This is a genomic window from Streptomyces sp. JLBG701 (assembly GCF_058544905.1).
In genome coordinates this window covers 2,049,068-2,072,821 of sequence record NZ_CM178588.1, presented here as the reverse complement: position 1 = coordinate 2,072,821, position 23,754 = coordinate 2,049,068, and the positions used below count along the sequence as shown (strand labels likewise).

Annotated in this window: 18 protein-coding genes and 2 pseudogenes; 13 read left to right on the top strand and 7 right to left on the bottom strand. The window is 70.5% G+C overall.

From position 1 onward, the window contains the following. Window positions 1-108 precede the first annotated feature (108 nt). Window positions 109-1,602 (top strand): serine/threonine-protein kinase, encoded by a 1,494-nt coding sequence (locus tag AC5DRG_RS09495; RefSeq protein ID WP_491809555.1) that lies wholly within the window; start codon window positions 109-111, stop codon window positions 1,600-1,602. 279 nt (window positions 1,603-1,881) lie between these two features. Here AC5DRG_RS09495 and AC5DRG_RS09490 read toward each other — a convergent pair. From AC5DRG_RS09490 to AC5DRG_RS09480, 3 genes and pseudogenes are all read right to left on the bottom strand, one after another. Further along, window positions 1,882-2,159, bottom strand: a pseudogene (locus AC5DRG_RS09490) (PTS sugar transporter subunit IIA); the annotation flags it as partial. 134 nt (window positions 2,160-2,293) lie between these two features. Further along, window positions 2,294-3,022, bottom strand: coding sequence for a CBS domain-containing protein (locus AC5DRG_RS09485; protein WP_491809554.1), 729 nt, complete (start codon window positions 3,020-3,022; stop codon window positions 2,294-2,296). A gap of 639 nt (window positions 3,023-3,661) precedes the next feature. Continuing rightward, window positions 3,662-4,090 carry a hypothetical protein gene (locus AC5DRG_RS09480; RefSeq protein WP_491809553.1) on the bottom strand — a complete coding sequence of 143 codons (429 nt, stop codon included), beginning with the start codon at window positions 4,088-4,090 and terminating at the stop codon, window positions 3,662-3,664. Window positions 4,091-4,442: 352 nt separating this feature from the next. Between AC5DRG_RS09480 and AC5DRG_RS09475 the strand changes: the two genes are divergently transcribed. Then, window positions 4,443-4,898, top strand: coding sequence for a hypothetical protein (locus AC5DRG_RS09475; RefSeq protein WP_491809552.1), 456 nt, complete (start codon window positions 4,443-4,445; stop codon window positions 4,896-4,898). A 72-nt stretch (window positions 4,899-4,970) separates the two neighbouring features. After that, window positions 4,971-6,569, top strand: coding sequence for a multicopper oxidase family protein (locus AC5DRG_RS09470; protein WP_491809551.1), 1,599 nt, complete (start codon window positions 4,971-4,973; stop codon window positions 6,567-6,569). A gap of 144 nt (window positions 6,570-6,713) precedes the next feature. Here AC5DRG_RS09470 and ppdK read toward each other — a convergent pair whose 3' ends face one another. The 3 genes from ppdK to AC5DRG_RS09455 form a co-directional block, all read right to left on the bottom strand. Beyond that, a complete protein-coding gene (gene ppdK / locus AC5DRG_RS09465) occupies window positions 6,714-9,398 on the bottom strand; it encodes a pyruvate, phosphate dikinase (RefSeq protein ID WP_491809550.1) in 2,685 nt (894 codons plus the stop codon). 115 nt (window positions 9,399-9,513) lie between these two features. Then, a complete protein-coding gene (gene adhP, locus AC5DRG_RS09460; protein ID WP_491809549.1) occupies window positions 9,514-10,524 on the bottom strand; it encodes an alcohol dehydrogenase AdhP in 1,011 nt (336 codons plus the stop codon). A 128-nt stretch (window positions 10,525-10,652) separates the two neighbouring features. Then, entirely contained in the window at window positions 10,653-11,525 is an 873-nt protein-coding gene (locus tag AC5DRG_RS09455) for a universal stress protein (protein ID WP_491809548.1), read from the bottom strand. 306 nt (window positions 11,526-11,831) lie between these two features. Here AC5DRG_RS09455 and AC5DRG_RS09450 point away from each other — a divergent pair, with 306 nt between their 5' ends. From AC5DRG_RS09450 to AC5DRG_RS09410, 9 genes and pseudogenes are all read left to right on the top strand, one after another. After that, window positions 11,832-12,524, top strand: a complete 693-nt coding sequence (locus AC5DRG_RS09450; protein ID WP_491809547.1) for a response regulator — start codon at window positions 11,832-11,834, stop codon at window positions 12,522-12,524. A gap of 135 nt (window positions 12,525-12,659) precedes the next feature. Further along, the gene (gene gap / locus AC5DRG_RS09445) at window positions 12,660-13,688 is read left to right on the top strand and encodes a type I glyceraldehyde-3-phosphate dehydrogenase (RefSeq protein ID WP_491809546.1); all 1,029 of its coding nucleotides are present in this window, start codon (window positions 12,660-12,662) and stop codon (window positions 13,686-13,688) included. A 241-nt stretch (window positions 13,689-13,929) separates the two neighbouring features. Further along, window positions 13,930-15,282 carry a GAF domain-containing protein gene (locus AC5DRG_RS09440; protein WP_491809545.1) on the top strand — a complete coding sequence of 451 codons (1,353 nt, stop codon included), beginning with the start codon at window positions 13,930-13,932 and terminating at the stop codon, window positions 15,280-15,282. A gap of 38 nt (window positions 15,283-15,320) precedes the next feature. Beyond that, window positions 15,321-16,844 (top strand): aldehyde dehydrogenase family protein, encoded by a 1,524-nt coding sequence (locus AC5DRG_RS09435; protein WP_491813002.1) that lies wholly within the window; start codon window positions 15,321-15,323, stop codon window positions 16,842-16,844. A gap of 41 nt (window positions 16,845-16,885) precedes the next feature. Further along, window positions 16,886-17,167 (top strand): annotated as a pseudogene (locus AC5DRG_RS09430) (DUF779 domain-containing protein); the annotation flags it as partial. Between the two features lie 132 nt (window positions 17,168-17,299). Further along, the gene (locus AC5DRG_RS09425) at window positions 17,300-18,313 is read left to right on the top strand and encodes a zinc-dependent alcohol dehydrogenase (RefSeq protein WP_491813001.1); all 1,014 of its coding nucleotides are present in this window, start codon (window positions 17,300-17,302) and stop codon (window positions 18,311-18,313) included. Window positions 18,314-18,362: 49 nt separating this feature from the next. Beyond that, on the top strand, window positions 18,363-19,478 hold the full coding sequence (locus tag AC5DRG_RS09420) for an NAD(P) transhydrogenase subunit alpha (RefSeq protein WP_491809544.1): 1,116 nt from the start codon (window positions 18,363-18,365) through the stop codon (window positions 19,476-19,478). Next, complete coding sequence (locus tag AC5DRG_RS09415) at window positions 19,475-19,807, top strand: NAD(P) transhydrogenase subunit alpha part 2 (RefSeq protein WP_491809543.1); 333 nt, start codon at window positions 19,475-19,477, stop codon at window positions 19,805-19,807. Before AC5DRG_RS09420 ends, AC5DRG_RS09415 begins: the two co-directional genes overlap by 4 nt. 5 nt (window positions 19,808-19,812) lie before the next feature. Then, window positions 19,813-21,228, top strand: a complete 1,416-nt coding sequence (locus tag AC5DRG_RS09410; protein ID WP_491813000.1) for an NAD(P)(+) transhydrogenase (Re/Si-specific) subunit beta — start codon at window positions 19,813-19,815, stop codon at window positions 21,226-21,228. 174 nt (window positions 21,229-21,402) lie between these two features. On the opposite strand, the gene AC5DRG_RS09405 is transcribed toward AC5DRG_RS09410, so the two are convergent. Then, complete coding sequence (locus tag AC5DRG_RS09405; RefSeq protein WP_491809542.1) at window positions 21,403-22,293, bottom strand: universal stress protein; 891 nt, start codon at window positions 22,291-22,293, stop codon at window positions 21,403-21,405. 302 nt (window positions 22,294-22,595) lie between these two features. Here AC5DRG_RS09405 and AC5DRG_RS09400 point away from each other — a divergent pair, with 302 nt between their 5' ends. Then, entirely contained in the window at window positions 22,596-23,318 is a 723-nt protein-coding gene (locus AC5DRG_RS09400; protein WP_491809541.1) for a CBS domain-containing protein, read from the top strand. Window positions 23,319-23,754 lie beyond the last annotated feature (436 nt).

The following is a 23,754-nucleotide window of genomic DNA, read 5'->3' as shown; positions in this document are numbered from 1 at the left end:
TTAGGGCGCTTTGATGATTCTTCCTGACAAAGGCTGTATATGCAGTCCGACTGTCGTCATCATGTCGCCATGACTGGGGAGGGTCTCGCCCGCGTATCAGATGACGGCGTGGGACGTCTGGTGGACAACCGCTACCGGCTGCGGATGCGGCTTGGGGACGGCGGAATGGGGACGGTCTGGAAGGCGACGGATGAACGGCTCCAGCGCGACGTGGCCGTCAAAGAGCCGCGGCTTGAGCAGCACCTGCCCGAAGCCGAGCGGGCCAGAATATTCCAGCGGATTGAGCGTGAGGCGCGTGCTGCAGCCAGGATCCGCCATCCGGGAGTCGTGGAGATTCACGACGTGGTGATGGAGGATGGCCGGCCCTGGATCGTCATGGAATGGGTTCCTGGGCAGTCCCTCATGGATCGGTTACATGGAGGCCGCAGTCTGGATCCCACGAGTGCGGCGCAGATCGCCCTGCCTGTGCTGGAGGCGTTGTCCGCCGTGCACCAGGAGAGCGTTCTGCACCGCGACGTGAAACCGGACAACGTGCTGATCACGCCGAACGGTCGAGTGGTCTTGGTGGACTTCGGGATAGCCCGGACGGACGGCGAGACCCGGCTGACGCAGACGGGTGGCCTGGTGGGCACACCCAACTACATCGCGCCGGAACGAGCGAAGGGACAAGAGCCGGGTCCACCAGCAGACCTGTGGTCGCTGGGCGTGTTGCTCTTCCGCGCGGTGGAGGGCTGGGAACCCTTCAACCGGGGTTCCGCCACAAGAACACTGGACGCGGTAAAGCACGATCCGCTGCTTCCGCTGAAGTGCACAGGCCCACTGAGCGAACTGATCGTGGACCTGCTCAAGAAAGAGCCGTCCGACCGCCCGACGGTGGACCAGGTGCGTGAGCGGCTGAAGAGAGTGGCTGGCCTGGAACAAGGTCGGCCGAAGCCGTCCCCAGTGCCGCCAACGGCGGTACTCCCACTCCCGGGCGGCGCTGCCAGTGACGGCGGCAGGGGCCGCGCGAGCTCCCGATGGTGGACACGGCGCCGCAATCAGGTACTCGCATCCGCCGTGGCGATGGCCGCAGTAATCGCACTCACGCTGGCGTGGAGCCTTCCGTCCGGAAGCGGACTGCCCGATGGCTGGACGTGGCACACCCCTGACGGGCTGCATGTGAAGGTCGGTACTCCCGATGCGTACAGTCAGGAGGTCATCAAAGATGGTGTCGCCTTCAACGATCCTGACAAGACCTTCAGCGTGGCGTTCTACCGGGAAACGGGAGTTCAGGAGACTGCACTGGCGACGGCCAACTCGACCAAGGACAGTCTCACCCGCGAAGGCGAGGGGGCCAGTGGCCGGAAAACGGACGTCACCAACGTGACCATTGACGAGACCACTGTGCAGTCCAAGCCGGCTGCAGCCCTCGGGTTCAGCTATCGGAACCGCACTGGTGCCGACGTCACCACCGTCTTCCACCGAATGGACATGATCGTGGTCAGTGACGGAGGAGTGCGTTACTGGCTCGCGATCTCGATGCCGAGCGTGGGCGAAGAGCGCGCGAAAGGTGAGCGACTGTACAGAGATGTTCTCGATCACTTGGAGATTGACGACCTTTGAGGGCGATGGCGCCGGGGGCGAGGCCGGGTCGGTCGGACATGCCGTAGGCGATGTGCCCGGCCAGGACCGGGACCAGGAAGCCGAAGGCGGGGGCGCCGATCTGGAACATCAGCGCGGCCCAGCTGTCCACCTGACCCCAGGTGAAGTGTTCCCTGACCGAGGCCGCCTGGCAGTACGGCCGGGAGCAGCTGGGACGGTGATCGCGCCGCGCTCCGCCCTGCCGCGGGTCTCGTCGATCAGTTCGCGGGGGCGGTTGATGGCCGCTCTGACATCCTCCAGGGCGCCGAAGTCCACGCCTGCGGGCTGCGCGCGAAGGCCAGGCTCGGCTGGGTGACGTGGGCGGAGCGGGCGTGCGGGATGCCGATCCCGCCCTCCAGGCCGGTGGGCAGCTGTTCCTCGCGGGCGGCGATGTCGGCGAGGAAGCCGTCGAGGTCGGTGACCCGGCCCTGGTCTGCCAGGCGCTCGGCGAGCGCGCGGGCGGCTGCGTCCTTGCTCTCCGCCGTCAGGTCGAGGTCGATCAGTTGGGGATTGATGAGAGGGACAGCGGAGTCGATCATGCGCCCTGCTCCTGCGGGCTGGGCTGGTTGGGGTTCAGGGCGGCGGCGGTGGGTTGCGGGCATCGCCGGGCGAGGGGGCGTCGTTACGGCCGTGGTTGCCTACTCCCTGCACGCCGCCGAAGCGGCGCCAGGGACTACCGCTCGGGGAGCCAGTGGTGGGCGATCCGGCGCGAGGGGTGTTTCTCGGGCGGGTGGGTGTCGTCGATGCGGTAGGTGAGGCTGTTCATCACGCCTACGACGCCGTCCACCCGCCAGGTCAGCTGGACCACCAGCGGGATGTCGCCGCGGCGTTCCAGGCGTCCCTCCAGCGTGGCCATGCCGTCGTGGACGGAGACGATGACGGTGTGGGGCGGCAGGCACATGGCGCGGGTCAGGACCTCGTCGACGATCTCCTGGCGGATCTCCTCGTCTGTACGCAGGAAGACCCGCAGCAGATCGCGACGCGTGGCAATGCCGATCAGGCGGTCCTCTTCATCCACCACCGGCAGCCGTTCGATCTGGTGGCGCTCCATGACCCGTGCGGCGTCCGCGACGGGCTGCTCCGGGTGCACGGTGATCGCGGGCGTCGACATCAGTTGCCCGGCGGTCATGGCACGGGCCTTGGCAGCCGCGATACGCACCTTCCGGCGCAGAGCCGGCAGCCGGAAGCGGCGTCCCCGGTGCTCCTGTTCGGCCTGAGCCGCCTGTCGGCGTATCAGGTCGGTCTCGGAGATCACGCCGAGGACCTTGTCGTCGGCGTCCACCACCGGCAGGCCGCTGATCCGGTGCCGGGCCAGCAGCTGTGCCACGTCCTTGAACGGCGTCTCACGGCGCGCCCCGATGACCTCGGCGGTCATCACCTCGCCGACCTTGGAGGTCTTCATGGCAGTTCCCTTCCCACTGGTGCGTGCGGAGCGCAACCGGTGTCCCTGCGCACGGCCCCTGCGGGCCGACGGATCCATGCAGGGCGTCCTGCTCCTGCGGGTAGGCATCGGGGGCCGGAACTCGCGGGTGAGGGCGGCCGGTCCGGTCGCCGCTGTTCCGTTGGACTGTCCCGGGCAGCCGGCCCCCGATGCCTCTTCAGCCTCCCGCGCACCGCCTCGATGGCGCACGGGCCAACCGGTCCCGAGTCCCCGGGCCGAACCGCCCTCTCCTCGGCCGCGCTCGGTCCGGGCACGGAACCGCCGCACAGCAGGCCAGGAAGGCCGGCGCACCACAGTGTGGGGCGACGAGAGGTTCAACCATCAAGCCGGGTACGACAGTTGCCGTGCCCGGGTCAAGACGGCGGCGGCAGCCGCTCAGAGCGCGGCGGCGATGCGGAGCGTCACCGGGGCTGAGGTCGGTGACGGCTCGGCTCGGCTGGACCCGTCCGGTTCTGTACGCTCTGCCGCGCCGAGCGCCGTCGGCGTGGGTGAGGCCGAAGTCGCCGTTCGGCGCGCTTGCGTCTGCCCAGCCCAGTTCGCGGTGGGTACTCCCGGACGGAGCCGCAGTCCGGGCCCTGCAAGGATCCTTGCCCGGGCGGGTCACGCCGAGCGGGTGTCCGGCCGTCCCGCGTCGCGGCCCGCAGGGTCTCCGGCCGGTTGCCCGCCGCGCCAGGGCGGGGTGACCGGCCGGTGGGCGGCGTTGCCCCCGTGGACCGCTCGCTCCACCTGACGGCGCAGCCGGTCCTGCAGCCGGTCGGTGACCTCCTGGCTGGTTGCCTCCTGCGCGTGAACGACCACGACGGTGCGGCCCACTCGGAGGTCGGCCACGGCCGACCACGGGTGCTCGGCGTGATGGGCCGCCGCCTTGGCGATCCTCACCTCGCCGGTGATCGCCGGCAGCCCCGGCCGGTTCACGACAGCGTCGATCTTGGAATGGGCGTACGCGAGGTCTTCCACGCCGACCTCGCCTTCGGCCCGTACCTGGACAGCAGTCGCGGTACCGCGGGCTTCAGCGTCCCTGCCAGTCATGCCGACCACTCCTTCTTGCTCGTTCTCGTTCTGTGCCGGCTCCAGCCTTTCGCCGCCGCTGACCGGTACCCCAGGGCCGATCGGGCCCGACGGAAGGGCCGTGGGTCCCGTCGTGGTCACGGTCGGCCCCGCTGATGGGAGCGGCTCGCGAACTCGCGGGCGGCGCGGCCGTGGCCGCCGTGCATGTCCTGGTGACTCACCCTCGCTCTGCGCCGCACCCTGCGGCTGTGACCACCTCGGCGGCATAAGGCGGCATGGAGAGCTGACAAAACCCCGCGGGGGTAGATTGAGCGGACGGCGAGCCCCCGCCGACCGGGCTCACAGAAGGCAAGGCCGGGCGGAGGTGACGGCGATGGTGACAGGCCGCACCAGTGCGGTCCGCTGGGCACGCAGCGCTGTCATCGCCCTGCTCGCCGCGCTGGCCGTGCTGATCCACCATGAGACGGCAACTTTCACCGCCACTCCGGGGGAACACGCCGCACATTCCACGCACACCGGGCACGCCATGCCCGACATGACGTCCTCGGCCGCTGCCGCCGTCCCGCAGGGCACCGCCGCTGACCACACGGACACACTCGACGCGCCCGCACCCGCCCCCGCGCACGGCGTCGACGGCAGTGCCTGCGCCGATCCCGGCATGCAGCACTGCACCACCGCGGGCGTCGACACGGTCAAGCTCGCCCCGCCGACGCAGCACCATGGCCAGCAGGCGGGGCACCCGTACCAGGCCAAGCCCGGACGGTTGCCCGCCGGGACGATCAGCCGCGCGCCACCCGACCTGTCGGTCCTCTCCCAACTGCGCATCTAGGCCGCGCCCACGGCACCCGTGTGCCGTCTCTGCCGCGACCTCCATGCCAGCTCGAACAAGAGGACTCACATCGTGAACAGCATCAACCGCCGCTCCGTCCTACTCGCCGGACTCGGCGCCGCCGGCGCGGGCGCGCTCGCCGCCTGCACCGACTCCGCCGGCACTACTCCCGCGCTGGTCAGCCCCTCCGGTTCCGCCGTCGCCGCTGCCGAGAAGAAGCGAGCCGGCACCGGCAGGCAGCACAAGACCACACTCACCGCCGCGCCCGCTGTGATCGACCTCGGCGGCGGCATCGGGGCCAAGACCTGGACCTTCGACGGCCGCACACCTGGCAAGGAGGTCCGGCTCTCCGCCGGAGACACGCTGGCCGCCGAACTCGTGAACCAGCTACCGGACAGGACCACCACCTCGATCCACTGGCACGGCATCGCCCTGCGCAACGACATGGACGGCGTGCCTCCGGCCACCCAGACAGCCGTGCGCGCCGGGAGTTCCTTCACCTACCGTTTCATCGCCGACGCCCCCGGCACGTACTTCTTCCACCCGCACGTCGGCCTTCAGCTCGACCGCGGCCTGTACGCCCCGCTGATCGTCGAGGACCCGCGCGAGCCGCTGGCATACGACGACGAATGGGTCGTCGTCCTCGACGACTGGGTCGACGGTGTCACCGGCACCCCCGACGAGGTCTTCGCCGAACTCAGGCAGGGCATGGGCGGCATGGACATGGGCGGTAATTCCGGCTCCGGCATGGACGGCCAGGACATGCACGGCATGGGGAACATGAGCGACGATGCATCCCCGTCCGCCTCCGCCTCATCGGGCGGGATGTCGTCGAGGTTCATGCTCATGGGCGCCGAGAGCGACCTGCTCGGCGGTGACGCCGGCGACGTGAAGTACCCCCACCACCTGGTCAACGGCCGTGTTCCGACCGACCCGGACGTCTACACGGGCAAGCCCGGCCGCAAGGTGCGCCTGCGGATCGTCAACGCGGGCAGCGACACCGCCTACCGCGTCGCCCTCGGCGGCCACAGGATGACGATCACCCACACCGACGGCTTCCCTGTCCGACACCGACAGGCGGACGCACTTCTGATCGGCATGGGCGAGCGCTACGACGTACTGGTCACCCTCGGCGATGGTGTCTTCCCCCTGGTCGCCCTGGCCGAAGGGAAGAACGCAAACGGCCTGGCGCTCGTGCGCACGGGCTCGGGCAGCGCGCCCTCGGCCACCGTACGGCCGAAGGAGCTCGACGGCACGGTCATGACCGCCTCTCGGCTCCGCGCGGCCGACGACGTGCGACTGAAGTCCGCCAGGACCGATGTCACGCACCAGGTCAAGCTCACCGGCGGCATGATGCACTACAACTGGGCCATCAACGGCAAACCGTTCGACATGGCCAATCCGGACGCCAACCCGATCCTGATCGAGGAGGGCCACCGGGTCCGGCTCGACTTCGTCAACGACACCACCATGTGGCACCCGATGCACCTGCACGGCCACACCTACCAACTCGGCGACTCCGGCCCACGCAAGGACACCGCCATCGTGCTTCCCAAGAGGAAGCTGTCCGTCTTCTTCGACGCCGACAACCCCGGCCAGTGGATGCTGCACTGCCACAACGCCTACCACGGCGAGGCCGGGATGATGACGAACGTCGCTTACCAGGCATGACCTCACAGCTGGCTGGCACGCGGCGTGCATGCGTGCCGGCCAGCCGCCGCCGTGAACCCCAGGCAAGAGGCGGGTCACGTTGCACCACGCAGCAAGCCCCGGAGGGCCGAAGCCGGGCCGTCCTCTCCGGCCCTCCGGGGTGTGTCAGCGGCTGTCGCTGGCCTCCGTCTCGGTCAGCGCGGCCCGACCCGCCTCCAGACGGGCCACCGGGACACGGAACGGCGAGCAGGAGACGTAGTCGAGGCCCGCACCGTGGAAGAAGTGCACCGATTCGGGGTCACCGCCGTGCTCGCCGCAGACGCCGATCTTCAGGTCAGGGCGTGCGGCGCGGCCCTCGGCAACCGCGATCTCGACCAGGCGGCCGACGCCGGCGCGGTCGATCGTCTCGAACGGGGACACCTTGAAGATGCCCTTGTCGAGATAGGCGGAGAAGAATGCCGCCTCCACGTCGTCGCGGGAGAAGCCCCAGGTGGTCTGGGTCAGGTCGTTGGTGCCGAAGGAGAAGAACTGCGCCTCCTCCGCGATCCGGCCCGCGGTGAGCGCCGCCCTGGGCAGCTCGATCATCGTGCCGACCGGGCACTCGACGGGGACGCCCGATGTCCTGGAGACCTCGGCCAGTACCTGCTCCACCTCCTCACGGACGATCCGGAGCTCCTCGACCGTGTCGATCAGCGGCACCATGATCTCCGCCCGCGGGTCCCCGCCCGTCCGTTTGCGTTCCACGACCGCCTCGGCGATCGCCCGTACCTGCATGGCGACCAGACCCGGCGCCACCAACCCCAGGCGTACGCCGCGCAGGCCGAGCATCGGGTTCTCCTCGTGCATGCGGTTCACGGCCTCCAGCAGCTCGGCGTCGTGCGCGCTGGGCGGGTTGCCGTGCGCCTCGGCGGCGGCGAGGCGCACGGCGAGTTCGGTGCGGTCGGGGAGGAACTCGTGCAGTGGCGGGTCGAGGAGGCGGATGGTGACCGGCAGGCTGTCCATCGCCTCCAGGATCCCGACGAAGTCCTGCCGCTGGAGGGGCAGCAGCGCGGCCAGCGCCCGTTCGCGTTCGGCGTCGGTGCGGGCCAGGATCATCGCCTCGACCAGCTGCCGTCGGTCGCCGAGGAACATGTGCTCGGTGCGGCACAGGCCGATGCCCTCGGCTCCGAACCGGCGGGCGCGGGCGGCGTCCTCGGGCGTGTCGGCGTTCGCCCGCACCCCCAGTCGCCGTACACCGTCGGCCTGTTGCATGGCGCGGGCCACGGCGTCGACCAGTCCGTCCGAGCGCTCGCCTGTCTCGAAGTACCGCATCACCGCGGAGTCGACCAGCGGAGCAGCGCCCGGATAGACGGCGCCTTCGGAGCCGTCGACGGAGATGACCGTGCCCTCCTCCACGGTGGTGTCGCCCACGGTGAAGCGGCGGCCCTGCGGGTCCACGGTGATTTCTTCGGCGCCGCACACGCATACCTTGCCCATGCCGCGGGCGACCACGGCCGCGTGGCTGGTCTTGCCGCCGCGGCTGGTCAGCACGGCCTGGGCGGCGATCATGCCGGGAAGGTCGTCGGGGGTGGTCTCCTGGCGTACGAGGACGACCTTCTCGCCGGCGGCGGCGCGCCGGACCGCCTCGGCGGAGTCGAACACCGCGGCGCCGACGGCGGCGCCCGGCGAGGCCGGGAGTCCGTGCGCGAGCGCGTCACCGACGGCCGAGGTGTCGAAGCGGGGGAACATCAGCCGGGCGAGCCCGTCCCCACTGATGCGCGCCAGCCCCTCGTCCGCGCTGATGAGACCCTCGTCGACGAGCTCGGCGGCGATGGCGAAGGCGGCCTCGGCGGTACGCTTGCCGACGCGGGTCTGCAGCATCCACAGCGTGCCGCGTTCGATGGTGAACTCGATGTCGCACAGGTCCCGGTAGTGGGTCTCCAACGTGCTCATGTGGTCGCGTAGTTGGGTGAACGCCTCCGGGTTCAGACGGCCCAATTCGTCCAGCGGCACGGTGTTGCGGATACCGGCGACTACGTCCTCGCCCTGCGCGTTGGACAGGTAGTCGCCGTACACGCCTCGGGCGCCGGTGGCCGGGTCGCGGGTGAAGGCGACGCCGCTGCCGGAGTCGGCGCCGAGGTTGCCGAAGACCATGGTCTGCACGTTGACCGCGGTGCCCAGGTCGTCGGGGATGTGCTCGCGGCGGCGGTAGAGCCGGGCGCGTTCGCCGTTCCAGGACTCGAAGACGGCGAGGATCGCGCGCCGCAGCTGCTCGGCCGGGAGCTGCGGGAAGTCCTCCCGGGTCTCGTTCTTGATCAGGTTCTTGTACGTCTCCACGAGCTGGGCGAGGTCGCCGGCGTCCAGGTGCAGATCGTCCGGGGCGTCGCGCAGGTCCTTGAGCAGCGTCATGGCCTGCTCGAACAGTGCGGGATCGACGCCCATGACGGTGCTGCCGAACATCTGCACGAGGCGGCGGTAGGAGTCCCAGGCGAAGCGTTCGTTCCCGGAGGTCTTCGCCAGGCCGAGCACGGACTCGTCGTTGAGGCCGATGTCGAGGATCGTCTCCATCATGCCCGGCATGGAGAAGCGGGCCCCGGAGCGGACGGACAGCAGCAGCGGATCATCCGGCTGCCCCAGCCGACGTCCGGCGGCCTCCTCCAGGGCGGTCAGATGGTCGGAGACCTCGCGGGCCAGGCCGTCCGGCTCGGCGCCCGTGGTGAGGAAGGCGCGGCACGCCTCCGTCGAGACGGTGAAGCCGGGCGGCACCGGCAGACCCAACCGGGTCATCTCGGCCAGGTTGGCGCCCTTGCCGCCGAGCAGGTCAGCCATGTCACGGCCGCCCTCGGTGAACTCGTACACGTAGCGGACCATGACGTGTGCTCTCCTTCCGATATCCAACGTTGTCCGGGTGGACTTGCCATACGAGGCTGCCCGCCGCCCGTGGTCCCCGTCGGGCTACGACGTGCGGCGGACAGGCGCGGGTGTTTCACATCTCGAAGACGATGCGGGCCTTGATCTGTCCGTCGAGGACCTGGGCGATGGACTCGTTGACGGTGTCCAGCGGCCGGGTCTCGTAGATCACCTTGGTGCGCCCGGCGGCGTGCAGCCGGAACACCTCGTCGAGGTCCTGACGGGTGCCGACGATCGAGCCGATGACGGAGGTGCCGTTCAGGACGGTGTCGAAGATCGGCACGCTGATGGTTCCGCCGGCGGGCAGGGCGACCATGACCAGCTTGCCGCCTCGCCGCAGACCGCTGTAGACGGAGGCGAACGCCTGCTCGTTGACGGCCAGCGCGATCGCCGCGTGGGCGCCGCCATGCTGCTTCAGAACCTCGGCCGGGTCCTCCTTGCGGGCGTCGATGAGGATGTCGGCGCCCAACTCCCGGGCGAGTTCGAGCTTCTCGTCGGTCACGTCGATCGCGGCGACGGTGGCCCCGGCGATCTTCGCGTACTGCACGGCGAGGTGGCCGAGACCGCCGACTCCGGAGATCGCGACCAGCTGGGTCGGCCGGACTCCGGCGACCTTGAGGGCTTTGTACGTGGTGACGCCGGCGCAGGTCAGTGGGGCCGCGTCACGCGGGTCGATGCCGTCGGGGACCACAGCGGCGAAGTCGGCGGGGGCGAGCATTTTCTCTGCGTACCCGCCGTCGCGGCCGTACCCGGTGTTGACCTGCTGCTCGCACAGCGTCTCCCAGCCGGACAGGCAGTGCTCGCAGCGCCCGCAGGCCCAGCCCAGCCAGGGCACGGCCACCCGCTGACCGACGGCCAGGTGGGTCACCCCGTCGCCGAGCGCCTCGACGATGCCGACACCCTCGTGTCCGGGCACGAACGGCGGGGTGGGCTTGACCGGCCAGTCGCCGTGCGCGGCGTGGATGTCGGTGTGGCACAGCCCGGACGCCTCGACCCGGATGCGGACCTGGCCGGCGCCGGGCTCCGGGTCGGGGCGCTCCTCGATCACCAGCGGCTGGCCGAAGGACCGGACGACTGCTGCCTTCATGTTGATGCTCCTCGGTTCTGTCTGTTCGGTGCGGTTCCAGCGTCGGACGGGCCCCGACGCGGCGGGCAGGTACTGGACGTCCTCGGTGGGTGGGCCGCTCGGCCCTCAGGCCGCGCGGAAACCGGCCCTCAGTCGTGCGGGACGACGGCGACCGGGGCGGCGGCGTGGTGCAGGACGGCATGGGCGACCGGCCCGATGCGCATACCGAGAGCGGGCCGGTGCACTCTGCGGCCGACCACCACGAGGCCGGCCTGGGCGGCGGCCTGGAGTACGACGCCGGACGCGCGGGCAAGATCGAGCGTGTGGACGACCGGGACCTGCGGGTACTTCTCGCGCCACGGCTTGAGTGCGTCGGACAGCGCCTTCTCCGCCTGCCCCGTGATCCCGCCCTCTCGGCCGGCCTGCTGCACGACCGCGGGGCCGAATCCGTACAGCGGCGGCAGGTCCGGCGCGTGCACGGCGCGCAGTGTGGTCCTGCGGGCGGCGGCCTGGTCGAAGGCGAACTGCAGCAGCGGCCCGGCCGGGTCGGCCAGGTCCTGGAGTCCGACCACGACCTCCCCGCCGTCGTGCTTTGCGGCTGAGCGGGCGTTCGCCCGCACCATGACCACTGGGCCCTTTGCCCGGGCGAGCACGTGCTGGCCGACGGAGCCGAGCAGGAACCCGGCGACGGCGCTGTGCCCGCTGGAGCCCAGCACCAGCAGCTCCGCCGTCTCGGCCTGGCCCAGCAGCACCTCGGCCGCGGTGTCGGAGACTTGCTCGGTGCTGACCGTCAGTTCCGGATGCCGCCCGCGCAGCTCCTCCTCGGCCTCCCGCAGAATGCGCAGAGCCCAGCGCTTCTGCGTGTCGAAATCCTGGGCGCCGGGCACGTCGTGCGGCTGCCAGATCCAGGCGTGCACCAGATGCAGCGGCAGATCGCGGCGCTGTGCCTCGCGGGCTGCCCAGTCGGCGGCGGCCAGGCTCTCGGGGGAACCGTCCAGGCCGACGGTGATGGGGCGAATCATGGGAAGAGACCTCCGTGTCCGAGACGGGACCAGCGGGCCGCGGACGATTGCGCCGGCCCTCACCCTGAGCCTCACGACAGGGTGGCCGCGACTCCAGGGGCCGATGGTCCCGATCCGGGCTGCTCAGCCCTGTCGTCCAGGGCCCGCCCGTCCCACACAGGGCTCGGCACCGCCAGAGGGGAAAGGGCCGATCGGCCCTGGTCCTTCGGCCCGGAGTCACGCAGGATCTCTCACAGGGAAGGATCGGTTCCGCCCACCAGGCGGATTCCGGCGCGGGAGACAGACGACGCAGGACAGGAGCCGTCGATGACGGACAGCGAGCAGCCCACCTCCAAGACCGCGATTCGGGTCTTCCTGCTGGACGACCACGAGGTCGTACGGCGCGGGGTGCACGACCTGCTGGACGACCAGCCCGACATCACCGTGGTCGGCGAGGCCGCCAATGTCGAACAAGCCCTGGCACGCGTCCCCGCCCTGCGCCCGGACGTCGCCGTGCTCGACGTACGCCTCCCCGACGGCGACGGCATCACCGTGTGCCGGGAACTGCGCTCGCGCATGCCGGACCTGGCCTGCCTGATGCTGACCTCGTTCGACGACGAAGAGGCTCTGCTCGACTCGATCATGGCCGGAGCCTCCGGCTACGTGCTCAAGCAGATCCAGGGATCGGACCTGGTCTCCGCCGTCCGCACGGTCGCCGCGGGTCAGTCCCTGCTCGACCCGAGCGCGACCACGAAGCTGATGGCCCGCCTGCGCAACGACCAGCAGAAGGAAGAGGAACCTGACGCGCTGCCCGGCCTGACCAGCCGGGAGCAGGAGATCCTCGCCCTGATCGGCGAAGGGCTGACCAACCGCCAGATCGGCCAGCGGCTCTACCTCGCGGAGAAGACCGTCAAGAACCACATCTCCCGGCTCCTGGCCAAGCTCGGCGTGGAGCGGCGCATCCAGGCCGCGGTCATCGCCACCCAGGTCCAGGAGCGGCTCAAGCACGACGGGGCCTGACAGTCCGTACGGCATCGAGGTCCGCTGGGCCGAACGTCCCTCACCTGGCCCCCGGACGGCCCAAGCCCGAACCGATCCCCTGCCAGCAGGCTGGCAGCGCCCACCAGAAGCGGATCGATCGGGAGGACGACGGACATGAGCGTGCGCGTAGGCATCAACGGCTTCGGCCGTATCGGACGCAACTACCTGCGCTGCGTGCTGGAGCGCGCGGGCGCCGGGGCGGGGACGCCCATCGAGGTGGTGGCCATCAACGACATCACCTCGCCGGCGACCCTGGCCCACCTCCTGGCGTACGACTCGACGTATGGCCGCCTCGGCCGCATCGTCGAGCACGACGACGACTCGATCACCGTGGACGGGCACCGCATCGCCGTGACCGCCGAGCGCGACCCGGCAGCACTGGCCTGGGGCGAGCTCGGTGTGGACGTCGTCATCGAGTCCACCGGTCGCTTCCGCACCCGCGAGGACGCCGGACAACACCTGAAGGCCGGCGCGCGCAAGGTGCTGCTGTCGGTGCCGGGCAAGGGAGTTGACGCCACGATCGTGATGGGCGTCAACGAGGGTACGTACGACCCGGAGTACGACCACGTGGTGTCCAACGCCTCGTGCACCACCAACTGCGTGGCGCCCATGGTGAAGGTCCTCGACGAGCACTTCGGCATCGTCAAGGGGCTGATGACCACGATCCACGGCTACACCAACGACCAGGTCGTCCTCGACGGCCCGCACAAGGACCTGCGCCGCGGCCGCAGTGCCGCCGTCAACATCATCCCCACCAGCACTGGCGCCGCCCGCGCCGTCGGGCTGGTCCTTCCGGAGCTGACCGGGACCCTGGACGGCATCGCCGTACGTGTGCCGGTCGAGGACGGCTCCCTGACCGACCTGACCCTGGTGCTCGACCGGCCCGTGAGCGCGGACGAGGTCAATGCCGCGTTCCGGGAGGCCGCCGATGGTCCGCTGAAGGGCATCCTGCGGGTGTCCGACGCCCCGATCGTCTCCCGCGACGTGGTCGGCGACCCCGCCTCGTGCGTCTTCGACGCTCCGCTCACCCAGGCGCACGGAAACCTGGTGAAGGTGTTCGGCTGGTACGACAACGAGTGGGGCTACACCAACCGGCTGCTCGACCTCACCGAGTATGTCGCCGCCCGGCTCCCGCAGAACTGACAGACCGAGAACCGAAGTCGGCATGGGGCCGCCGGTCCGGACAACGAAGCCGGTCGGCGGCCCTGTGCCGTCGCGCAGTTCGATCTCCGGGGGGTGCTGTCGCCGTCCCTGGCGCCACGCACGGGCCGGTGCCGGAGGCCCGAGCGTCCCTGGCACAGGGGCCGTTCGGCCCCTGCACCCCTCCCCGGAACGCGGGTGAGGTTGGTGCGACCGGACTGGACGAAGGCACGTGGGAGGTGCCATGGACGTTGCCACCGCCACCTCGGCAACCGCGTTGCGCTCCGCGCACGAGAGGTTCATGACCTCGTCTGAACCGCCGGAGGGCGTACGGCGCCTGGTGGCCGACTCGTGGCGGCGCTGCGCGGCGGGCGGCGTACGACCCGACGGCAGCCGTCTGCCGCCGCTGCGCGGGACGGCCGAACAACTGGCGGCCTACCGGCGCACCCACCCGCTGGTCGCGGTGCTCCCCTTGTTCCGGGAGCTGTTGGGAGCCGGTGCCGCGGACGACGGGCACGTCTTCGCGGTCGGTGACACCGACGGCACCCTGCTGTGGGTCGAGGGCGACACCGGGGCTGTGGAGCGCGCCGAGCGGATGCACTTCGCCGAGGGTGCCGTGTGGTCCGAGGCGCAGGCCGGGACCAACGCACCTGGACTGGTACTGGAGTTGGGGCAGCCTGTCCAGATCGTGGCCGGCGAGCACTACAGCGCCGCAGCGCACGGCTGGTCGTGTGCCGCCGCCCCGGTACGCGACCCGGGCACCGGCCGGGTACTCGGTGTCGTCGACCTCTCCGGCGGCGGCACCATCGCCACGCCCCCCGCTCTGGCCGCGGTGCGGGGTGCCGCGCTGGCGGCCGAGGCGGAACTCGCCCGTACGCTGACCGCTCCTGCGGTTCTGCTCGGCCCCGACGGGCGCGTGGTGCGTACACAGGACGTGTCCTGCCCGGGACGGGACGGCGCCGTACGGCTGATGGCGCTGGGCCGGGACAGCGCCCTGTTGGAGTGTGCCGGGAGAGTTCACCGGCTGAGCCCGCGGCACAGCGAGATCGTGGTCGCGCTCGCCCTGGAGGGCCGTGGCGTGACCGGCGGCCGGCTCGCGGTGGACCTGTCGGAGCGGGAGCTGTGCCCTTCGACTCTGCGGGCCGAGCTGACCCGGCTGCGTACGGTGCTCGGGCCCGCCCTGCTCGGGTCACGGCCGTACGCATTGCTGAGCCCGGTGCGGACCGACTTCGCCGACGTGACCGCGCTGCTCGCCGAGGGACGGGTGGGGGAGGCGCTGGTCGGCTATACCGGTCCGCTGTTGCCGCGTTCCGAGGCGCCGGTCGTCGTGGAACAACGGCGGGCCCTGGAGCAGCAGTTGCGTGGTGCCGTCCTCGGCAGCCGCGACTCCCGGCTGCTGCGCCGCTGGGTGGACGAGGCCTGGGGAGTCGACGACGCTCCCGCGTGGCAGGCCCTCGCCCGCGCGCTCCCGGGCGGTTCGCCGCAGCGGGCCGCTGCGGCGAACCGGGCCCGCGCGCTGGACGCCGAATCGTCTCTCCTGCCCCGGCTGCCGCAGGTCGGACGGCATGCAGCGTTGTTGCAGCGTTCCGGTACCTAGCGTGCTGAGCATCGCCACAACCCTCGCGAAAGGTGAGGATCATGAGGTACGAGCCTCCGGGGAGGACGGGCAGTCCCGTCGACGTCGCGCCCCGGTACGAAAACTTCATCGGCGGCAAGTGGCAGGCACCCACCACGGGTGAGTACGCGCCCAACCTGTGCCCCGCCACCGCCAAGCCGATCTGCGAGGTCCCGAAGTCCGGACCTGAGGACATCGAACTCGCCCTGGACGCCGCACACTCCGCACAGGGAAGGTGGGGCGAGGCTTCCACCGCCCAGCGGGCCGCGGTGCTGAACAAGGTGGCCGACGCCATCGACGCGCACCGCGAGGAGCTCGCGGTCGCAGAGAGCTGGGAGAACGGCAAGCCGGTCCGTGAGACCCTCGCGGCCGACATCCCGCTCGCCGCCGACCACTTCCGCTACTTCGCGGCCGCGATCCGGGCCGAGGAGAGCTCGATCACCGAGATCGACAAGGAGACCGTCGCCTACCACTTCCACGAGCCGCTGGGCGTGGTCGGGCAGATCATTCCGTTCAACTTCCCGCTGCTGATGGCCGCGTGGAAGCTGGCCCCGGCCCTCGCGGCGGGCAACGCCACGGTGCTCAAGCCGGCGTCGCCGACCCCGTGGTCGATCCTGAAGCTGATGGAGGTCATCGGCGACATCGTGCCGGCGGGCGTCCTCAACGTCGTCAACGGGCCCGGCGCCGAGATCGGCAAGGCGCTGGCCACCAACAAGCGCATCGCCAAGGTCGCCTTCACCGGTGAGACCACCACCGGCCGGCTGATCATGCAGTACGCGGCGCAGAACATCATCCCGGTCACGCTGGAGCTGGGCGGCAAGTCGCCGAACATCTTCTTCAACGACGTGGCCGCGGCCGACGACGAGTTTCTGGACAAGGCCGTCGAGGGGCTCGTGCTGTACGCGTTCAACAAGGGCGAGGTCTGCACCGCTCCCTCGCGCGCACTCATCCAGGAGGACATCTACGAGGAGTTCATGGGCCGCTGCCTGGAGCGCATCCGCGCCATCAAGCAGGGCGACCCGCTGGACACCGCGACCATGATCGGCCCCCAGGTCTCCAAGCAGCAGATCGAGAAGATCGCCTCGTACGTCGACATCGGCGTCAAGGAGGGTGCGGAACTGCTGGTCGGCGGCCACCGGCCCACCATCGGCGGGGAGTTCAAGGACGGCTACTTCTACGAGCCGACCGTCCTCAAGGGCCACAACAAGATGCGGGTCTTCCAGGAGGAGATCTTCGGACCCGTCCTCGCGGTCACCACCTTCAAGGACGAGGCCGAGGCACTTCAGATCGCCAACGACACGCTGTACGGCCTCGGGGCCGGCGTGTGGAGCCGCGACACCAACCGCACCTTCCGGATGGGCCGCGCCATCAAGGCCGGCCGTGTCTGGACGAACTGCTACCACCAGTACCCCGCGGGTGCCGCGTTCGGTGGCTACAAGGTCTCCGGCATCGGCCGCGAGACACACAAGATGATGCTCGACCACTACAGCCAGACCAAGAACCTGCTGGTCAGCTACGGCACCAAGCCGCTCGGGCTGTTCTAGCCGAGCCGGCGACACCAGCGGATCCGAAGGGGTGCACCGACATGCCCGCGACGCTAGTGAACGGCAACGCCGGGCGCGTCACCGCCACCCGGGCGGCGCACAAGGCCATCCAGGCCCTGCGCGCCGCCCACGGCGGCCAGGTGATGTTCGTCCAGTCCGGCGGCTGCTGCGACGGCAGCGACCCGATGTGCTTCCCGGGCGGCGAACTCGCCCTCGGCGAGAGCGACATGCTGCTCGGCGTCCTGGACGGGTGCACCTTCCACATCGACGCCGACCTGTACGAGGCGCTCGGCCGTCCGCGCCTCGTCCTGGACGTCGAGGAGGGCACACCGGGCGGTTTCTCCCTCGCGGCCGGGGACGGGCTGCGTTTCGTCACACGGATCGAGGACCCGGCAGTGAGCCGGGTCCCGGCACAGAGCCGATTTCCAGCTCAGAGCCCAGTCGAGGAGCAGATCATGAAGGCAGCAGTCGTCACCGACCTCGGGAAGCCCCTGGAGATCCAGGACCTTCCCGTCCCCGAGCCCGGCCCCGGCCAGGTGCTCGTGAAGATGGAGGCCTCCGGCCTCTGCCACACCGACATCCACGCCGCCCACGGCGACTGGCCGGTCAAGCCGCAACCGCCGTTCACCCCCGGACACGAGGGCGTCGGCCCTGTACAGGCCGTCGGCGACGGCGTCTCCGCCGGCCTGGTCGGCAAGCGGGTCGCGATCCCGTGGCTCGGCTCGTCCTGCGGCACCTGCCGCTACTGCGTCTCCGGCTGGGAGACCCTGTGCGAGAGCCAGGTCAACTCCGGCTACTCCGTGGACGGTTGCTACGCCGAGTACGCCGTCGCCGACGCGGGGGCGGTCGTCCGGGTACCCGAGGGCGTGTCGTCCTTCGACGCGGCCCCGCTGACCTGCGCCGGCGTCACCACGTACAAGGCGATCAAGGTGGCGCGCGTGGTCCCGGCCGAGCGGGTCGCCGTCTTCGGCGTCGGCGGCCTGGGCCACCTGGCCGTGCAATACGCACGCCTCGTGGGCGGCTTCGTGACCGCCGTCGACCTCGAACCCGACAAGCTGGGCCTGGCTCATCGGCTCGGCGCCGACCAGATCGTCAACGCCCGTACGCACGACCCGGTCGAGGAGATCAAGAAGGCCGGCGGCGCGGACGTGGCCGTCGTGCTGGCCGCCTCGCCCAAGGCCTTCGAGCAGGCCTACCGGTCCCTCAACCGGGGTGGACGTCTGGTCATGGTCGGATTGCCCGCCGACAACGCGGCGATCAACGTGCCCATCTTCGAGACCGTGCTCAGCGGGATCTCCGTCATCGGCTCCATCGTAGGCACCCGCCAGGACCTTGCCGAGGTGTTCGCACTGCACGCGGCCGGACGCACCCAGGTCATCGCCGAACCACGGCGCCTGGACCAGGTCAACGAGTCCTTCGACGAGGTCCTCGGCGGACGGGCCGAAGCGCGGCTCGTCTTCGAGTTCTGAGAGTGCTGCGGCCCGGCCACCACCGGGTCACAGGGAGAGGCAGCAGATCATGGCAACCCTCATCATCGGTGCCGTACGGGAGCGGGCGCCCGGCGAACGCCGTGTCGCCCTCGTCCCCGAGGCCGTAACCCTCCTGCGCCGGGCGGGACTTGACGTCCTGATCGAGACCGGTGCCGGCTCCGGAGCTTGGTTCACCGACGCCGAGTACACCGACGTCGGCGCGACCGTCGTACCGCAGGAGGAGCTGTACGCCCGCGCAGACGCCGTGCTGTGCGTCGGCCCGCCGGACGCGGAGACGGCGCAGGCGCTGCGCGCCGGGCAGACCGTGATCGGCCTGCTCGAACCACTGCGGCACCCCGGCCTCGTCAAGGAGCTGACCGAGCGCGGCATCCGCACGGTGAGCCTCGATCTGCTGCCCCGCACCCTCAGCCGCGCCCAGTCCATGGACGCGCTGACGTCCCAGGCCAGTGTCGCCGGCTACAAGGCGGCACTGGTGGCGGCCGACTCGTACGACCGGTTCTTCCCGATGCTGACCACCGCGGCGGGCACCATGCGCCCGGCGCAGGTCCTGGTCCTCGGCGCCGGAGTGGCCGGGCTGCAGGCGATCGCCACCGCCCGCCGCCTCGGCGGCGTCGTCTCGGCGTACGACGTACGCCCCGCGTCCCGAGGGGAGGTGGAGTCGCTCGGCGCCCGGTTCCTCGACATCCAGAGCTCGCCGAACGGGGATCCGGGGGCCGGACAGGGCGGCTACGCACGGGAGTTGACCGAACAGGAACAGCGGGCCCAGCGGGAGGCGCTCGACACGCACATCGCCCGCTCCGACATCGTCATCACCACGGCCCAAGTACCGGGCCGCAAGCCGCCGTTGCTGGTGACCGCCGCCGCTGTCGAGCGGATGAAGCCCGGCTCGGTCGTCGTAGACCTGGCGGCGAGCGAACTCGGCGGCAACGTGGAGGGCACCGAGCCCGACAAGACCACCGTCCTGGACAACGGCGTCACCCTCATCGGCGCCGGGCGCCTGCCGTCCGCGATGGCGACCGCCGCGTCCACGGCGTACGCCCGCAACCTCGTCGCACTGCTGCGCCACCTGGTGCGCGACGGTGAACTGGTCCTCGACCCGGCCGACGAGATCACGGCCGCACTCATGGGAGGAGCGTCATCATGAACAACCTCGATCTCCTCACCGCGGTCACCGTCTTCGTGCTGAGCGTCCTGGTCGGCATCGAGGTCATCAGCAAGGTCCCGGCGACCCTGCACACCCCGCTGATGTCCGGCTCCAACTCCGTGCACGGCATCGTCGTCATCGGCGCGATGCTGATCGCGGCCGAGGCGCACAACTGGATCGGGTACGTCCTCGCCTTCGTAGCGATGGTGTTCGGCGCCATGAACGTCGTCGGCGGATACGTGGTCACGGACCGGATGCTGGAGATGTTCCGGGCCAAGCCGACCCCCGAGAAGTCCGTCACGGAATCGCAAGAGAAGGCGGGGGTGTGAACGCCATGAACACCGTCTCCAACGCCGTTCACTACATCTTCCTGGCCGCGGCCGCCTGCTTCGTGATGGGCCTGCACCTGATGAACCACCCACGCACGGCCCGCCGCGGCAACACCCTCTCCGCCGGGGCCATGGCCCTCGCGATCGCCGCTACCGTGTGGCTGGTCATGGACGAGAACGTGATCAGCCGGACCGGCTGGCTCGTGCTGATCTCGGGAGGCGTCCTCGGCGCGGCACTCGGCCTGTGGGCCGCCCGCGAAGTGCAGATGACCGCCATGCCCCAACTGGTCAGCCTCTTCAACGCCGTTGGTGGCGGTGCGGCCGCGCTCATCGCGGTGGGTGACCTGCTCCAGGCCGACCACCCGGCCGCCCTGGGTGCACGGGTCTCCCTGCCGGGCGCCCTGGACATCGTCATCGGCGCGGTCACCTTCTCCGGTTCGCTGATCGCGGCGGGCAAGCTGCAGGGCCTCGTGTCCGGCGCACCCGTGGTCTTCCCGGGCGCGCGGCTGCTCAACGTCCTGCTGCCGGCCTCCTTCGTCGCCGGCACGGTCTGGCTGGTGCTGGCCCCCGACAGCCAGGTCGCGCTGTACGGACTCGTCGTCGTGGCCCTGCTCTTCGGCGTGACGATGGTGCTGCCGATCGGCGGCGCCGACATGCCCGTGGTCATCGCCCTGCTGAACGCCTTCACGGGCTCGGCGGTCGCCATGGCCGGCTTCGTCCTCGACGAGACCGCACTCATCATCGCGGGCATGCTCGTCAGCGCCTCCGGCGGCATCCTCACCAAGCTCATGGCCGACGCCATGAACCGGTCCATCGCCAACATCGTCATCGGCGGCTTCGGCACCGGTGACAGCGCCCCTGCGGCGACCGCATCCGGTGCGCCGGCCCAGGTGCGCCCGGTCTCCGCCGACGACGTGGCGATCCAGCTGGCGTACGCGAGCAAGGTCATCTTCGTACCCGGGTACGGCCTCGCCGCCGCCCAGGCCCAGCACGAACTCGGCGCCCTGGCCAAGCTGTTGACGGACCACGGTGTCGACGTCAGCTACGCCGTCCATCCGGTCGCGGGCCGCATGCCAGGACACATGAACGTGCTCCTGGCGGAGGCCAACGTTCCCTACACACAGCTGAAGGAGATGGACGACGTCAACCCCGAGTTCCCGCAGGCCGACGTCGCCCTTGTCATCGGCGCCAACGACGTCACCAACCCGATCGCCCGCCGCTCCGGCAACGCGATCTCCGGCATGCCGATCCTCGACGTCGACAAGGCCAAGAGCATCGTCGTCATCAAGCGCTCGATGGGCCACGGCTACGCCGGGATCGACAACGAGCTCTACACCGACCCGAAGACCGGGATGTTCTTCACCGACGCGAAGAAGGGACTGGGGGAACTGAAGGCGGCGGTGGGGGAGTTCGTCGGCTGACGCACCAGTACTGGCCACACGACTACTTGAGCCCTCGCGGAAGGCGCGAGGGCTCAGGCGATGGCTGGTTCAGTCGGGTCCGGCTCGCGCAGAGGGCCCGCACGACATACCGCGCCGAACAACGTGTGGGTGCGACGGGGTCCCGGCCCATTCCGGCGGGCCGGGACCGGTGATTCACTCGTGCGGGACGACCGCGACCGGGCAGCGGACGTGGTGCATCACCGCGTGCGCGACCGGCCCGGTGTGCGGGCCGAGCCTGGCCGGGCGGATCCTGCGGCCGACGACCAGCAGGCCGGCATCCTGCGAGGCGTGCTGCAGTTGCTGCGCCGCACGCCCGTTCTCCACCAGCTCCCGCACCTCCACCGTGGGGTACTTCTCCCGCCACGGCTGGAGCACGGGGGCCAGCGCCCGCTCGGCGGCCTGCTGTGCGGCGGTGCCGGCCTTCGCGTCCACCGCACCGGGGGCGTACGGCAGACGCCACGTGTGCACGACCCGCAGGGGCGCGGACCGCAGCGCCGCGCACTCGAAGGCGAACGCGAGCACCACCTCGCACGGATGCGCGGTGTCCGCGCCGACCACGACGTCGCGGTACCGGGTGCGTGCCGAGGGGTGGCCCTCCGTGTCGGGTACGTGCTCGTCCTCGAGAGTCTGGTCGGCCCGTACGAGGACGACGGGCCGCGTCACACGGGCCACCGTCGCCGACGCCACCGAACCGGCCATGAACCCGCCGAAGCCGCTGAACGCACGGCTGCCCAGGACCAGCAGCTCGGCCTCGACGCCCTCCGCGACGAGGGCGTCGGCCGCGGGCCGGGCGAGCTGCTCGGCGCTGAGATACACCTGCGGATAGCGCTCGTTGAGCCGGTCCATGGCGCTGCGCAGGATCCGCCGCGCCCAGTAGCGCGGCGCTTCGAGCTCGGGCAGCGGTGACGCGTCGGGGGACAGGCCCTCCCACGCGTGCACCAGGCGCAGCGGCAGGCCGCGCCGCAGGGCCTCTCTGGCCGCCCAGTCGGCGGCGGCGAGGCTCTCGCGTGAACCGTCCAGGCCTACGACAACGGGACGAAGCACGGCCAACACCTCCCCGGATCGGGCCCGCACACCTTTGTGTGGACCGCACTCGAAGCGTCCCCGCGAGGGTGCCGGCGGGGCATGGGCCGCGTGGGCCCTGCGTCCGGGTCGAACGGCACTTTGTTCCTGCTCGAGTCGTGGTCGGCGCACGTGGTGGGGAGCCTCGGCCCCAGGTGGGTGTCGTCCGGCACATGCAACGAGGGCCCACCGGAACCCGGCACAGGGCCACTAGGCCCATTCCCGCGGCGGCTCGATGCCCGATGCTGAAGGTGTCGCGCGATCGGAGAACACAGGAGGACGCCATGTACGGCACTCCGCACATCGTGAGCGATGTGATGACCCGCACTGTCGTCGCCCTGGGCCGCGGGGCGACGTTCAAGGACATCGTGAAGACCATGCGGCAGTGGAAGGTCAGCGCCCTGCCCGTGCTGGAGGGTGGGCGCCTGGTCGTCGGGGTCGTCTCCGAGGCCGACCTGCTGCCCAAGGAAGAGTTCCGCGACGGCGACCCGGACCGGTACACCCAGCTGCGACGCCTGTCCGACCTGGTCAAGGCTGGCGGGGTGACCGCGGAGGAGCTGATGACCGCACCGGCGATCACCGTCCCGGCGTACGCGTCGCTCGCGCAGGCCGCGCGGATCATGGCGCGCAGCAGGGTGAAACGGCTGCCCGTGGTCGACGACGAAGGCGCGCTGCAGGGCATCGTCAGCCGGTCCGACCTGCTCAAGGTCTTCCTACGCGACGACGAGGACATCGCCGAGGAGATCCGCCGTGAGGTCGTCGCCCACCTGTTCCCCGAGCCGCTCGAACCGATCCGGGTGGAGGTGCGCGACGGAGTCGTGAAGCTCACTGGCAGGATCGGGGACACCAGCCTCGTGCCCGTCGCCGCACGGCTGGTACGGGCCGTCGAGGGCGTAGTGGACGTGGACTGCGCGCTCACGGGTCCGCCCCGCCGTCCGGACCTCGACCCGGATCTTCCGGACGACGGCACGACCTCACAGCTGTCGGGAGCCCGCGACATCGCGTGAAGCAGTTCCTCAACCGGCAGATGAGAGGTGGGCGTTCGGCCGCCAGGGCTGGTCGGGGCGAAGGGTGAGGAAGCCACCGCCTCGTAAAAGGACGGTGTCCTGATCCTCACGATCCCGGTGCCCGAGAGGAAGAGGGGCGCCACGACCATCCCCGTGCGGTACGACTGAACGCGGGTTCGCGAGGCAGTGCCGCACCACGTATGCGAGGCCGGGAGTGCGTTCCGGCTGCACACACGTTTGTCCGGTCCACAAGGGATGAGAGGCCTCAGAGGCCTCCCTGGCCTGCCCGGGCCCTTCGGCCCAGTGACGCGACTACCTGCTCCGCCGAGGCTGGAGATGTACGCGGTGCAGGGGGGGGAACCATGACCGTCTCCAGTAGGAGATCGTCCGGGACCGGGTTGCGCTGCTGACCTGGGATGTGGCCTGGCAGGCTGAG

Bases quoted from the DNA above. Each gene is read 5' to 3' on its own strand.
- AC5DRG_RS09485 (WP_491809554.1), bottom strand. From the start codon at position 3,022: ATGAAGACCTCCAAGGTCGGCGAGGTGATGACCGCCGAGGTCATCGGG.
- AC5DRG_RS09480 (WP_491809553.1), bottom strand. From the start codon at position 4,090: ATGACTGGCAGGGACGCTGAAGCCCGCGGTACCGCGACTGCTGTCCAG.
- AC5DRG_RS09475 (WP_491809552.1), top strand. From the start codon at position 4,443: ATGGTGACAGGCCGCACCAGTGCGGTCCGCTGGGCACGCAGCGCTGTC.
- ppdK (WP_491809550.1), bottom strand. From the start codon at position 9,398: ATGGTCCGCTACGTGTACGAGTTCACCGAGGGCGGCCGTGACATGGCT.
- adhP (WP_491809549.1), bottom strand. From the start codon at position 10,524: ATGAAGGCAGCAGTCGTCCGGTCCTTCGGCCAGCCGCTGGTGATCGAG.
- AC5DRG_RS09455 (WP_491809548.1), bottom strand. From the start codon at position 11,525: ATGATTCGCCCCATCACCGTCGGCCTGGACGGTTCCCCCGAGAGCCTG.
- AC5DRG_RS09450 (WP_491809547.1), top strand. From the start codon at position 11,832: ATGACGGACAGCGAGCAGCCCACCTCCAAGACCGCGATTCGGGTCTTC.
- gap (WP_491809546.1), top strand. From the start codon at position 12,660: ATGAGCGTGCGCGTAGGCATCAACGGCTTCGGCCGTATCGGACGCAAC.
- AC5DRG_RS09440 (WP_491809545.1), top strand. From the start codon at position 13,930: ATGGACGTTGCCACCGCCACCTCGGCAACCGCGTTGCGCTCCGCGCAC.
- AC5DRG_RS09425 (WP_491813001.1), top strand. From the start codon at position 17,300: ATGAAGGCAGCAGTCGTCACCGACCTCGGGAAGCCCCTGGAGATCCAG.
- AC5DRG_RS09420 (WP_491809544.1), top strand. From the start codon at position 18,363: ATGGCAACCCTCATCATCGGTGCCGTACGGGAGCGGGCGCCCGGCGAA.
- AC5DRG_RS09415 (WP_491809543.1), top strand. From the start codon at position 19,475: ATGAACAACCTCGATCTCCTCACCGCGGTCACCGTCTTCGTGCTGAGC.
- AC5DRG_RS09410 (WP_491813000.1), top strand. From the start codon at position 19,813: ATGAACACCGTCTCCAACGCCGTTCACTACATCTTCCTGGCCGCGGCC.
- AC5DRG_RS09400 (WP_491809541.1), top strand. From the start codon at position 22,596: ATGTACGGCACTCCGCACATCGTGAGCGATGTGATGACCCGCACTGTC.